At 58.8% G+C, this 13,598-nt stretch carries 7 protein-coding genes; 2 read left to right on the top strand and 5 right to left on the bottom strand.

The genetic code is table 11. The annotated features are described in order from the left end of the window. Window positions 1-4,048 (bottom strand): beta strand repeat-containing protein (locus DPV79_RS15685; RefSeq protein ID WP_244321754.1); only part of this gene is annotated, 4,048 nt, incomplete at its 3' end. Window positions 4,049-4,144: 96 nt separating this feature from the next. On the opposite strand from DPV79_RS15685, the gene DPV79_RS42075 reads away from it, so the two are divergent. Both DPV79_RS42075 and DPV79_RS15680 read left to right on the top strand, forming a co-directional pair. After that, on the top strand, window positions 4,145-4,486 hold the full coding sequence (locus tag DPV79_RS42075; RefSeq protein ID WP_133295650.1) for a hypothetical protein: 342 nt from the start codon (window positions 4,145-4,147) through the stop codon (window positions 4,484-4,486). A gap of 247 nt (window positions 4,487-4,733) precedes the next feature. Next, window positions 4,734-4,919 (top strand): H-NS histone family protein, encoded by a 186-nt coding sequence (locus DPV79_RS15680; RefSeq protein WP_244321753.1) that lies wholly within the window; start codon window positions 4,734-4,736, stop codon window positions 4,917-4,919. 594 nt (window positions 4,920-5,513) lie between these two features. On the opposite strand, the gene DPV79_RS15670 is transcribed toward DPV79_RS15680, so the two are convergent. The 4 genes from DPV79_RS15670 to DPV79_RS15655 form a co-directional block, all read right to left on the bottom strand. Continuing rightward, a complete protein-coding gene (locus DPV79_RS15670; RefSeq protein ID WP_113045836.1) occupies window positions 5,514-7,607 on the bottom strand; it encodes an AAA family ATPase in 2,094 nt (697 codons plus the stop codon). 240 nt (window positions 7,608-7,847) lie between these two features. After that, entirely contained in the window at window positions 7,848-9,701 is a 1,854-nt protein-coding gene (locus tag DPV79_RS15665; RefSeq protein WP_244321752.1) for an ATP-dependent helicase, read from the bottom strand. Then, window positions 9,698-11,575, bottom strand: coding sequence for an ATP-dependent nuclease (locus DPV79_RS15660; RefSeq protein ID WP_113045825.1), 1,878 nt, complete (start codon window positions 11,573-11,575; stop codon window positions 9,698-9,700). Before DPV79_RS15660 ends, DPV79_RS15665 begins: the two co-directional genes overlap by 4 nt. A 196-nt stretch (window positions 11,576-11,771) precedes the next feature. Then, window positions 11,772-13,007 (bottom strand): hypothetical protein, encoded by a 1,236-nt coding sequence (locus tag DPV79_RS15655; RefSeq protein ID WP_113045824.1) that lies wholly within the window; start codon window positions 13,005-13,007, stop codon window positions 11,772-11,774. Window positions 13,008-13,598: the final 591 nt, after the last annotated feature.

Raw genomic sequence — 13,598 nt, 5'->3', positions numbered from 1 at the left:
GCGGGTCCGGCACCATCGTCGAATTACCGGCGGGCGACAACAATCCGCCCAGCGTTGACGTCAGCGTATAAACGTAAGGAGTGAGCGAACCACTTTGCCCGGCGTCGATATACCAGAACGCCTCCGTGCCAATGACGGTCGACATCAGCAACGGCGAGTTGACGACGGTCGATGTGCTCGTGGTCGTCGAAATGTTGGCCGCCGCCGAGTTGTTAACGTTATTCGCCTTGATCGACAGATCATTCGTCGCCGTCAGCGAGCCGCCGGCATTGCCGAGATCACCCGACAGGTTGATCGTCGCGTTGCCGCTACCCGCCGGGCCGTTGTTCGTGCCAACTCGCGTCGTACCTCCGGAGTTGTCGTAACTCGCCCCTGAAATCGTCAGCGTGTTGTTCGCCTGCACCAGACCGGCATTCGTTCCCGATCCGTTGAGCGTCAGTTCGTTGGCCGCAACCGTGCCGCTGGCCTGGTTCGTCAGCGAGCCATTGATCGTCAGATCGTTACCGTTGATCGTGCCGGTGTTGCCGACCACACTGTTCAGCGCCAGCGACCCCGTACCCTGGTTGATGGTGCCGGCGTTGTTGAAGCCTCGCGCCGTCGCGACTGTCACGGCTCTTGCGGGCAGCGTCCACGTGCCTGTGTTGTTCACGGCAAGCGCAGACAGATTGACGCCATTGGCACCATCGATCGTCCCCAACGTCCCGGCCGACGGATCAAGCGTCAGGTTCGGCAGATCCAGCGTCGCAATGTTCTGCGCCAGAATTTTGCCTTTCGAATTGTCGAACGAGCCGTTGCCGCCGGTCACGGTGACAGTCGTGTTGCCGGTTGCAGACGTCGGATTCTTGAGGTCACCGGCAAAGATTGTCCCGGTGTTGCTCAAGCTACCCGTTGTCAGGTTCAGCGCGTTCGTTGCAAGCAAACTACCCGAGCTCGTCGTCGAGCCCGATACGTTGAGATTCGTCGTAGGCCCGTAGATTGATCCTGAGTTGTTCAGGTTCGTCGCGTTGACAGTCGCAGTCTGCAGTGAGGACAGCGCGCCCGAGTTCGTGACGTTCGTACCCGAAACATTGAGGTTGCCGGCCGCCATCTGCGTACCGACGTTACTGACCGTGCCGCCCGCCAGCGTCGCATCGCCTTTGAACGCAGCGGTGCCGCCCGTCGTGACGCTCTGCGTGCCGGTAATCTTCGTCGTGCCGCCGACCACCGCGTTTGCCGTTGTGACGTTCGCGCCCGACAGGGTCGCGTTGCCGCCCACCGACAGCGCCGGCGCGGTTGCGCTGAAAGGCTGGTTGAGCTGGCCCGCCGACGTGTCGAGGTTATTCGTCGCCGTCGCAGTGAGATTGCCGCCGACCGCCACGCCCTGCGTCGCGATGTTGGTCGCCGTTAGGCTCGCATCCTTCGAGGCGGTCGCTTGGCCATTGAGCGTCAGGTTCTGACCAGCGCTCAGGGTCGTGCTGCCGGCCGTCGAGACCGGGCCGGCGGCCGTCAGATTGCCGGACTTCGCATTCGCGGTCAGGTCGCCCAGGGCCTTGACGCTGCCTTGCGCGTTGACGTCGGTGCCGGCCGTGATCGCCGTCGAGCCGCCCGAAAGGGCATCGCCAGCGAGCGTCGCGCTGCCGTTGGTCGCCGTCAGCGTGCTGGTACCGACCGCGGTCGTCGCGCCAACCGACAGATTCTGGCCAGCGGTCACGCTGAGATTGTTGCCGGTCTGAATCGCGCCCGATACCGCGACGTTGTTGCCGGCATTGAGCGTCGTGTCGTTCGCGACGCTGAGCCCACCCGTGCCGTTGATGTCGCGACCAGCGGTCACTCTCGCGTTGCCAGTATTGCTGACGGCGACGCCACCGTTCAGGTTCGCATCGCGCGCGGCGGCGATCGTCGTATTCTGACCGCTCTGAATGGTACCGGCGACGGTTGCGTCCTGCCCGGCATTGATGCTCACCGCGCCCTGCGTCGACACTGCACCGGCGACCGATACGCTGCCCGCGCTCGATCCGATCGTTGCGTTTCCGCTGCTATAAACCGTTCCGCCCAGGTTGGCACCCTGCCGTCCACTGACGTTCAACGTACCGAGGGACACCACGTTGCCGGTCGTCGTCAACGCGCCGCCGTTGCCCGCAAGCGTCATGTCTCCAACCGACGCGGCCGTTCCCTGCACGCTCGTATTGCCGCCCGATGTCACGCTCAGGTTTCCTCCGCTCGTGACGTTTCCACCGAGCGTCGTGTCCTGCCCTGCCTGGATCGTCACCGCGTCCGGTGCGGATACCGTGCCGCCGAAACTCGCGTTCGTGCCCGCCGTCGCGTTGATCGTGCTGCCGCTTTGCACGGCGCCATTCAGCGCAATGGCCTGCCCGGCATTCAGGTTCACCGCCCCTTGCGCCGATGTGACGCTACCCTGGCCTGAGATCGAACCGTTTTGCGCGGCAATCGTCACCGGCCCCTGGGCCTGCACCGTGCCGTCGACAGCAGCGTCCTGGCCTGCCGTCACCGACAGTGCACCGTTCGATTGCGCGTTGCCGTAGACGGTCGCCGTCCCCGTCTGCGCGGCAATCGTCGTGTCACCAACGCCCGAGACCTGCCCGTTCACGGTCGCGTTGCGCGCACCCGTGAGCACGACCGTGCTACCGCCCTGCACCGCGCCGTTGACGGTCAGATCGCGGCCCGCTTTGGCCGATACCGTACCCGGTGCGCTCAGACCGCGGCCGGTCAGATCGCCCTTAGTCGTTTGCAGTGCGATATCGTGCGCCGTCAGGGAACCGATCGTCATCGACTGGCCGGCCGTCAAGCTAGCCGCACCATTGGCCGCAACGGAGGCGGCATTCAGATTGCCGCCTGCGGTCATCGCCACGTTCTGGCCGGCCGATACCGAGCCCGGCGCGTTGATATCGCCGTTCGCAGCGACCGTGTAGTTCTGGTTTGCCAGCCCCGTGCCATTGATCGCCGTATTGCCACCGCTTGTCAGATTGACGTCCTGACTGGCAAAAGTTTGTCCGACCGACACATCGCCGTTCGAATTGACGATCACGTTACCCGCCGTGGCGGACAACTGTCCCTGCGTGTTCACGCCCATTCCAGCCGCGGTGGACACGATAAACACGGTCCCTGATGTGACGGAACCATACTGGTTCGCATCTACCGCCACTGTCTTGCCGATCGCACTGGCGGTATTCGTCGCGCCGTTGGCGGAAGTACCATAGGTCGTCCCGCTTGTGCCGCTGGCCGTCGGCATGACGAGTTGACTACCCGTAATGATGTTCACGCGCTGATCGGCACGCAGCGGCGCCGACACGCTCACGCGTTGGCCGATAAGATCGATATTCCCGACCGTACCTTCGATACCTGCACCAGGGCCCTTCACGCCAGCCGGTCCGTCGATCGAGATGTTGCCGGAGCGAACGTCGTATGCGACTGCCCCGGCGTGCGTAAAGTCCGTCGCGGCACCACCAACGCCGGTCAGAAACTGCGGCGTGCCTGTCGTCAACGTCAGCCCCGGAATATTCGTCAGGGCCATTCCGTTCACCGAGATGCCGCCGGGTGCGCTTACGATGACCGTCGCCGGAACGCCGAAAGTCTCCAACGGCCCATTCATCACCGCGACATTGTTGGACGTGACCTGGTTGATGATCGTCGACGCAGAGCGACCGTTCAGGTTCGGGTTCGCGCCCAATGTACCGCCCAGCAACGGAGTCCCCGGAATGGTGCTGTTATTGAGCACGAGGCCTTCGGGGCCTACTCCGAACGTCTGATATTGATTGAGACTGATGCCGTTTGAATTTGGAGCCGCGATATTGACGGCGGGGACGCCCGTGCTGGTCGCGGTCACCGTCGGTTGAAACGCAATCGGTGCGCGCGGATCGACGATGGGCGCCGCGTGTGCTGTTTGATCCGCGAGGAACACTGCCGGACTGAAATACATCACACCCGCCATCACCCAGGCGGTTGCCTTGATCCACAGCGTATGTCCTTCGCTTTTCAGCGAACTGACTTCGAAAGCGATTGCTTGTTTGGCCGCATCTCGTTGAACGAGGCGTTGCTCAATCTCGCGCATGACGCGGCGCATAATTTGGTCTCACTCAGTGCGTTTCGCCGCGATACTCCCATAGTCGAGACTGAAAGATGGTCAACAAGTGTCAGGACTCACCGCATGGAAATACATCATTCTTTCAAATACCAAACAAACAAAACGCCCATTGACCAACTAAACATTTCAGACAAATTCCATCGCTTCAATAGCATTCAAAAACAAAGCAAAAACCTTTTAAATAAACCTTTCGCCCATCGCGCCCGAGCAGGCCCAGCGCCAGCCCCTTACCCAGCAGCCCCGGCCGCCCCGCCCAACTCCACACACCCCGATGCACCGCAAAATAGATGGCTTGATTTTTTAATATTAACAATGTCAAACACCTTCACTCCACGCGTCCGAAGCGACCATCAATTCCAATTGAATGAGCACCAATTTACTGAAAAACACTCGATTCCTAGCTAGGCGACCGGATGTTCAACATCCAGACGACATTGAATCGCTGTTGTATTGCGTACACGAGCACTTGACTGCGCACCAAGTGATCTATGTCATTGAAGTGAATTTCAAGCCTACCGACGCCAGCCAATGAAAACGTACCAAGAGCTCATTGAACAGCGTGATTCTCTCGAAGCTCTGATCTCCGAAGCCAAATCCAAAGTGCGCACGACCGTCGTCATGGAGGTCGAGCGCTTAGTCGAGGAGTTCGATATTGCTTCCCGGGAGATCTTCGGGGCAATGTCAGTCTCAGAGACTGCGGCCCCAGAAACGGGTCAAGCCGCCGGCGAAATACAGAAATCCCGCGACAGGAGAAGCATGGAGCGGTCGCGGAAGACCGCCTGAATGGATTGCGGGCCACGATCGGTCGCAATTCGAGATCGACAGCACGAGCAAATAGCACCCAAGAGGCCATCCCCCGACTTCACCCACACCACCTCGCGACAAACATCCAGTCTCTCAATGCGAGACACTCTCGTGACCTACCGGTTCCCAGCGATATGTTGCACTTTGATGCTCGTCGTGTTCAGCAATCTCGCCCAAGCCGAGTACCGTGAACAATGGCTTGGCACGCCGATATCCAACGCGAAGTGGGCATCCATCGCGCGGAACGTCGCGCGCATGGTGAAGTTGTGCGAGCCGCAGTACGGGGATGCGCAATTCGGTCGAGGTTAGCTGAGCGCGAAGCAGGCTCGCCCCATCCCGCAAGGACCTTGCGGTGTCGGCACTAGCGGTCAAGCGTTGTGCGAAATCTGAGTTTCAGCGGGCGATCGCAGCATCATGATAAGGTTCCCTTTCATGCCGTTCGCCGGCGTCTGAAAACAACTCCGCACAACATTGAGTAGCCGTTACGGAGCCGCGCGAAGATCACTTCGCATCCCGAAACGTTCGCCTAGCCCAAAGGCGGCTTTCTAGTGAAGATTCGACCGCCGCTCTGCGGCCATTGTGCGACGCGTCAGCGTTCGAATGCCGGCCGCTGTGAGCGAATCGAACTTCAATTGTCAGATGGTTCAAACCGTGCGAAGAGCTGTACCCATCGCCCAACGAGATCATTGTCAACATCGTTGATCCCCTTGGCCAGCAAGGTGGCCTTCACGCGCTTCGCAACTTCCACCTTCCAGCCAGGCGTGAGTTCGATGCCTTCACACTTAGCCCACGCCTCCACCTGCGGCACGACGGGCTTGCCCATCGACGCGACGTCCGAAAACTGCTGCTCTGGAGCGCGAAAAATTCGGTCTACAGCCTCTACGAAACGTTGATGGGGAACCAGATCCTCTAACTCTGAACATTTGAAGCCAACGAATTCGTCTGTTGATAGGACCTTCGCCTCCTCACCGTTATAGAGGCCGCTGCTCAGCTCTGCCGCCATCCTGCTGCCCATTTGATCGCCATCCAGCAAAACAACCGGCAGCGTCTCGTCTCGGCCAGTCAAAATTCCAGCGGTGATCCTTAGCGTTTTGGTTCCACCTGCAGGCGGGAATACCAGCTCTCGTCGAGGGGTGATCTTCCCCGCACCGATAAGAAGCGCCTTAATCATCGTCAGATAGTGCTGATCGGAAGCTCCCTCAACAACTATCGGACGGCAGCCCAGTAGCAGGCTTTCGGCGACATTCAGGTTCAATGCCGAGTATACGGCGTACGCTGCACCGGCATGCGCCGGGTCCGCACCCGACTGACGCAGATTCGGTGAAGACTCGGTCGAGCCATCCGTAGCGACATAGACTTTTCGCACTCGATCCAGCCGGTCGGGATCGACAAGGAAAGGTGAATGCGTCGTATAGAGGATCTGGTTGGTCTTGGTCAATCCATCGAAGAAGGCCGATAGATCCCGCTGGGCGAGTGGATGAAGCGATAGGCCTGGCTCATCGAGCAGAAGAATGGCGTCTTCGTGGTCACCCTGACTTTCGACCAAGAACACGAGGTAGAAGCTCAGAAACCATTGCAGCCCCGTACTGCGATTTTCAAGCTCGACTTCTTCCGGACGCCGATCATCTGACACCCAGATGCGAAAGTGATCGCCATCCGCTTCGAATCGGAAACGGTAGTCGCCTTGTTTCCACCAAGACTTGAACTCCTTGGTCAAGGTCGTGCCCGCAGACTGTAGCAGGATGGAGCGCTCTCGCTTGCGCTCAGCGATCCTTGCAATCTCGTCTTCGGTGGGTTGCCGATTCTGATTATTCGGATCTTTGAAGTCGCGACCAAGTTCAAGGATTTCCGTCGGTTGGAGGCGAACGAAGCTGAACAACACGCGGAGGGTCCGGGCTTTCGCCGCCTCCTTGGCTCCCAGATCTTTTCTCTCAAGATTCTGGACCACGTGAGGGAGATAAATTTCCGAGTCCAGATTTCCATAGTTCGAGTAATACACGAACGTGGGGAGCGCTTCCAAGACAATCTCTCGAACACCTTCGATGTCTTCGGGGGCAGGCGAACTGATATGGGACGTCCATTCGGTCAGGACATCGATTGACTGCTGCACGCGAGGAACGATTGTCGACGTCTTGGCTGGCTGGTCTGGTAACAACTTCTTCAGCGCTTCAATGGCGGCATCGAGGTCATCCGCAGTCCAGTCTTGCATGATGGGTTCGGCCAGTGCGTGAACAGCGTCAACGATCGCAGCCTTAAGAGGCTCTTCGCTCTTGAGCGGATCTGTTCGCTCAACTGCCGTGGCTAAGGTCGTCAACTCGCCCTTGATGTCCGAGGCAGCGACCGTTGTCTTGGGCGCAAACTGCGGAAACGAGACTGCATGTTTCCCATCGAAGTACCGGTCAACACGCACAACCTCAAGTTGTGCAGCATCCAGTTTCGTGAGAGTAACCAGCTTGTCTCTGAGAGAGCTGGCATCAAAGTCGGCACTGATGAATCGAAATCCCCCCGGGTTGGCACGCACATCCGCGAACATCGTCTTCGGATAATCCGATGTCGGTTGAATCTCGCCTTCGCGAGCAGGATTGAGCTTCCAAAGCGGAAGCAGCAAATTTGTCTTTCCCGATTCGTTGACACCGATCAGCGCGGCAACGTCGCCGGCTTCAATATCGCCGCTATCCTTCACCGAGCGGAAATTCGTTACCCGATACTTTATCAACTTCATCCTGCCCCCGTTGAGGTAGTTATATGGCAGCACAACCGGCTTCTACGCGCCGGATAGCAGAGACTTCGAATGGCACCAGATGGTGCGAGCGCAGCCTGCGCAACCCCACGCTGGGAGATCCAGCCGTGCCCGCGCGCGACCGGATTATTGTGCCCGTGCACAGCGGGGGGGAACCGACGAGCGCCTCGCCGGTCAGGAACTAGCGAGGCCGGCCCTGCTTGTGTTGCTCTTCGATGTCGATCAACTGATGCCAGACTTAGAAACGAATCGAGATGCCTGCTGTGCGCGATAGTCGCCCCATGGCATGCGCTTGATGCGCGGATAGGTCAGATACAACAGACGCTTCGATCGGGTGACTGCGACAAAGGCATTGCGGCTTTCCTCCGCCATTTCTTGGGTTCGTCCTACCGCCCGATAATCAGGAAACGTGCCTTCGGCCATACCAGCCACAAATACAATATCGAACTCAAGCCCTTTTGACGAGTGAACGGTCAGCAATGCGACACCGTCGCGATGGGCTTTTTGAGTGGCACCCAGCGCCTTGCTGCTCATAAATCCGGACAACGTGCGAGAGGGGCCATCGGAACGGAGATACTGGTCCCACTCTTGCTGGAAGACGGCAGTATCTTCATAGATCGCCCTTCTTGCATTCTCATCGAGAGTGTCAGCATGCTCCCGCATCAGTTTGAATGCTGGCATCAGATCCAGACGCGCAGTGTTCTGAACGATCGAGGCGATGGCATCCGTCACGGCCTTTGCCCTCAGAACGGTCGAGCTTTGCGCCATCTGAGACAACGCGTCCATCGCGTCATTCGCCGCCTGCGGTGGCTTCGTCTTCCACTTGGTGGCCAACGCCGTCAGATGCAGACGATCTCGAGCATTCGAAACAACACGCAACGACAACTGAAACTCGTCGACAAGGTCCGACTCGTTCTCGTGATTGGCCGTCAGCCGCTTGTAGAAAAGAATATTGCGGCGGCGCAGTTCTTTCTCAATTTCCAGCAACGCGAACCGAGTCCGGCCCAGGATGGCGCACTTCGACGGCTCTACCTCGCCCTCGACATCAGGGTGCCCCTGGGCAAATAACAGTTCAAGCTCGTCGACAATCAGCCTCGCTTCATGCTCTTCGTCGCTTCCGACTAGCACGTGAGCGGCGCCCTTGATAGGAAGCTGCGCGTCGACCAAATAGTTGGGATCAATGGAGCGCGCGACAGCCACGACCGCTTGCGAGGATCGAAAGTTCTCGGTCAGTTCTATAAGCTTTGCCGAAAACTCGAACTGGAACTTCGACATGTATTCAGGGCTAGACGTGTTGAAGCCATAAATCGACTGCTTGGGGTCCCCCACCATCATGACGTTCTTATATGAATCCCCGCAGAGGGCGCAAAGGAGCGCATACTGCGCTTCGTTTAAATCCTGCGCCTCGTCGACGCACACGAATCGGTAAAGCCTGCGATAGAAATCCGCCAGCTTTGGGTTATTTGTCAGCAGCCTATAGCCAAGCAACAGGAGGTCGTCGAAGTCGTAAGCACCACACGCGCGAAGCCCCGCGTCGTATCCGTCCAAGACGCGTTGGTCAAATTCGTCGTTGAGCACGGCGCAGGTGATAGGGTGCGCCTTGATCCGCGAGATCATTTGAAGCCAGTTGTCGACCCGTCTGTTGCGCTCTTTGCTATCGGCAATTTGGCTGATTTCCTCGTCAAGGACTGGGTCCTGCCGAATCGCTTCCAGCAGAATTTCTTTACGGTCCTTGTGCTGTTCAAAGATATGGGGTTCCCCATCGATGCCGACAAGCTTCCCGCGCTCCGCGAGCATTTCCAGACAGAAGCTGTGGAGCGTGCCGATGAACGCCCGCTGTCGGTTTCCCCCCAAATCGGAAAGGCGATCGCGCATCTCGTCGGCCGCCTTGTTCGTGAAGGTCAGCGCGAGCACGCGAAAGTGGCCGGGGACGTTGGTGAGCAGCGAGCGCACTCGCTCCGTGAGAACACGGGTTTTGCCGGAGCCTGGGCCAGCAACCACGAGCAACGCACCGTCGACATGCTCGACAACCTCAGCTTGTCGCTGCGACAAGCGCAACTTAGTCAGACTGTTCATGGTTTCTCCCCCTTTGCCTCTACTTCTACCGGCCTCTTTTGAATCCCATGCGCCGCTCCAATTGCGGCAAACAGTTTCTCGATATGTTCAGGAAAACGCCTCTCGGAGTCCTCCAAACCGGCAATCGTTCGAGCCAACGGCTTGGCCAAGCGTGTCTTGGAACCCTTCATGGCGTCAGCTGCGGCCCTAAGGCGTCCCCCGTCGCTCTTGTAGTCGCGATTCGGTTTGTTCTTTCCGAGTGGCAACCCATGATGGTTGTCGATATACCAATCTAAGAACTTCTCTTGCCCGTAGGTTTCGTCAAGCGAAATTTCAACCTCGGCAAGGTACCCATCGGCAAGCAATTGCGTCTCGAAATTGTTGCCCTTAGCCACGGTCACAACGTTCGAGGAATCTGCGATGGGCGGGCACCCTGCCTTTTTCAACGCGGCTTCGAGATCAGAAATGGGTTTTTCTTCGCCATCCGCCATGACATACCACGGAATCTCCAGACTCTTCACGAGCCAAATGAACGGAAAATAGTCAGTTCCGTTCGCACGCACGAAGCTGAACCCCAATTCGTGAATCGACGCTCCCCAATAGGCTTCCGCCCAAATCGGCAAGGCCTGCTCTTCGGTTTGCCCCTCGAACAAGACCACGGCCTTCGCGAAGAGTATATCCCCTCGCGATTCGATGACCGTCTCCTGCAATTTGCGAACGTCATCAGGTTTTTCGAGCTCCGCCAAATTCAATTTGCGTGAGCTCGTGTCGCCGCCTCGCTTGATGAAAAGCCGAAGGTCTTCCAATTGCGCCTGGCCGGCAAAGTATGGTGAATGGGTGCTGACAACCCGTTGCCCCTTAATCTTTTTGATGTGCGCGAACAACGACCGTTGTGCCTGCGGATGAAGATGCGACTCGGGCTCTTCCAACGCCAAGACAGAATGCAATTTGTTGTTGTTCTGCGCGGCGACGTCTCCGCGCCACGCCGTGAACGCCCGGAAGACAAGCAACGAAGCAAGGCTCCGCGTACCCATCCCATGGCGCGCGAGCGGAAACGACTGCGCACCGGCCGTCGAGAATGACACGTCCACGCCCTTCGAAAGGTCCCGTAGCTTTCGGGCGACCGGCGCTATATCAATCCCCGCGCTGTCTGCGGAGACCACCGCCTGTAAGTCCGACAAGTTTGTTTTCAGGCGTTGGAGCATCAAGCTCTTATCGACGATCTGCTGGTTGATTCCGGTCAGCTCGGCCTCCATCGCGGCCACGTCTTCCTCCGACAAACCCAAGTCCTCGGTCATACGCCGCCAGAACGATCCCTGGCGGTGCAAGTCGTCCTCCAGGTCGCGTTTGGCGTCAATGTAATGCAACGCGACCGGTTCGAGCTGCGCCGCGGTGATCGGTTTGTCCTGCGTCGGCGAGTCAATCCACTCCCCGAACGGCTTCCACTCCCTGAGAAACAATCTTTCAACGACGTAATCTGCTTTTTCAACCCTCCATTCCAGCGTCGTCCGAAACGCCATAAATTCGTCGAATGTCTGGTCGTCAAGCACGATGCCGGGGCCCCACAAAGCCGTCCAGAAACTGCCCTCGGGGAACTTGTCCACCACTGCCCCATTCTCGTCGACGGGACAAATCCTTATGTCGACGACCACACGCCGATCTTTCGGTGGCATCGCCTCCCCGGGCGTGAGGCGGATATCGTCCTGCCCCAACAATTTTCGCCCAGAGCCGATGGCCGCGAACATCGCGTCCAGAAAGCTCGTCTTGCCGGCATTGTTGGCCCCGATGAGCACCGTCAAGTCATTGAGCTCGACCTCTATGTTCGCCAATGAGCGAAAATTGTTGACACGAACATCGGTGATGGCAACGCCGCTTTCTGGCGCATAAACTGGCATAGGTCTCTCTCTCGGGTTAGTGGCTCTCCGATTTTCGCCGAAGATCATTCTATTGGCCAATCGCTGCCGCTCTCGGATGTAACGGTTCTCGTTTAAGAGCCGTTTCGACTCACAAACGCCCGGAATCATGCCTCTACAAGGCAGCGATTGAGCACGGCCGCGAGGTATACACGCTGCTTTGTCAGTGAGTTGCCCCCTACGGGCGGCGCTGCGCGCGAAGAAATTTCCGGCGCCGTGACGCCGTGCTGTCGCGCGACTCCTTCCACATCCTTTGGTAACGCCCATATGCGCCAGAGGCCGACGACGGACGATCCCCCTTTCGCCGCGCAGCCTCACGCGCCTCCCGATCGATCTGCCGCGCGACCGCTCCCCGAGGCTTGCGGAGCTTGCGGCGCATCCACTTGTGGATCCGCCGAACGCGGCGCGAGACAGTCCGCCCTTCCGCCTTTTTGAGCGGGACGGTGCAAAAAATCCCCACCCCGGGGATCAGCAGCAATAGGGCGGTCATGCCATTCGCACAGACATTGAGCGGCTCGGGGTTCAGCCAAGCGTAGTAGCTGCCGACAAGCACAATCCCAAGCAGTACGGCTGAGGCACTGATGAAGGCCTTGGCGATGAATAGCGCGACCCATTTCCATGCGAAGACCACAAAGCGCGAGCGCCGGGCAGCGCCACTGGCGCCCGCGGCGAGATATGCGCACCATTGCGGCAGGACGAACATAGCCAGTATGCCCAGCAGCAGCGCGCATTCGTCGTTCACGGCGAGGAACCACTCAGCGCCTTGGACAATGACCTGTGCCACTGGGCCTCGGGGTACGCCGTCGAATCCGAACATTCCCGCATTGCCGGCCCATCCGAGTACCCCGGTACTGGCAAAGAATGCGACAAAAAACGCGAGCCACATCGGGAAGATCGCTTCAGGCTCGCCCATCGCCTTCTGGTTGAGCACCCAGCCCATGAAGAATAGGACGCCGGCCGTGACGACGAGGATCGTCAGATAGGGGTGCGCCACAACGAAGCGGGTTCCAGGCGTGATCTTGTAGAGCGCGATCGATCGGCATCCACTGATCAGCGTGTATTGCCCAGCTCCGCCACGGAACGGGTGAAATTCCAGTGACTGTCGCTGGAGCACGTCTTTTCCAAAACTGACCGTTGTCATGCCCCGGTTGCCATCGAAGCGCTGCTCGGCGCTGTCTTCAGCGGCGTCGCCTGTGAGCATCACGTGCGTCTGGTCGTTATCGGACGTCACATCAACGCGGATTCTGCCCGCATCACCGGTGTAGTGCCCGTCGAGTTTCGGCCAGAGCACTGTCCACAAAAACAACGCAACGGCTGCAATCATCGCCATCGCGAGGCACCCTCGCCGAAACCGGCTAGCGCTTCGCTCCGGCGCGGCGACCAGGGCATTTTCGCCCCGGAGTGGTTCCTCCATTGCCTCTCCGCCTGCTCGGTCAGCGTGATCGGGCGATCCAGATCCAGGCGAGCGAGGACGGTCGCCGGGTGCGCCGGCAAAGCGGGTAGCCGCATCTGACATGGTGTGCTTCCTTTTTTATCGGGATTTACCGATATCGGCAAAACACCTCTTATTTTGAAGAGCGCGTGCAAAAAAAGCACAAGGTAACTCGGCCGTGCTCAGCCTTGCTTCCCCTCGCCGCCTGTTACCGATAACCCCATGAAATGCTCATGTATTGAGGGATGGACCGCTCAACGCTCTTCCGCCAGCACGATTGACGCTTCTCGCGTGAGGGCAGCAGCGAACCCCACCAACGACCACGTGCCGGGTGCGGTAACTCACCGGATAGCGCGCCAGCGTATAGCAACGTGCAGGCACTGGTCTTCCCTGCATGCCACTCATTCCAGAAATCGTGACGACGCGCCCTAACAGGGGCAATAAACAAATTGGTAATCGGTCGCCGTAGCCATCGGGTTCGGTCGATCACTGATGTGGTGAGACTGGCCGGAACGGCCGACCGGTACCGCACGCACTTGCCACCGCGCACCAGACACGACGGAACCGCAAGAG

The sequence above is a fragment of the Burkholderia reimsis genome (genome assembly GCF_003294055.1).
Lineage (GTDB): Bacteria > Pseudomonadota > Gammaproteobacteria > Burkholderiales > Burkholderiaceae > Burkholderia > Burkholderia cepacia.
This window is presented reverse-complemented; position numbering and strand designations above follow the sequence as displayed.

Excerpts from the sequence above, each read along its gene's own strand:
- DPV79_RS42075 (WP_133295650.1), top strand. The coding sequence starts at position 4,145 with ATGGAAATACATCATTCTTTCAAATACCAAACAAACAAAACGCCCATT.
- DPV79_RS15670 (WP_113045836.1), bottom strand. The coding sequence starts at position 7,607 with ATGAAGTTGATAAAGTATCGGGTAACGAATTTCCGCTCGGTGAAGGAT.
- DPV79_RS15665 (WP_244321752.1), bottom strand. The coding sequence starts at position 9,701 with ATGAACAGTCTGACTAAGTTGCGCTTGTCGCAGCGACAAGCTGAGGTT.
- DPV79_RS15660 (WP_113045825.1), bottom strand. The coding sequence starts at position 11,575 with ATGCCAGTTTATGCGCCAGAAAGCGGCGTTGCCATCACCGATGTTCGT.
- DPV79_RS15655 (WP_113045824.1), bottom strand. The coding sequence starts at position 13,007 with ATGGAGGAACCACTCCGGGGCGAAAATGCCCTGGTCGCCGCGCCGGAG.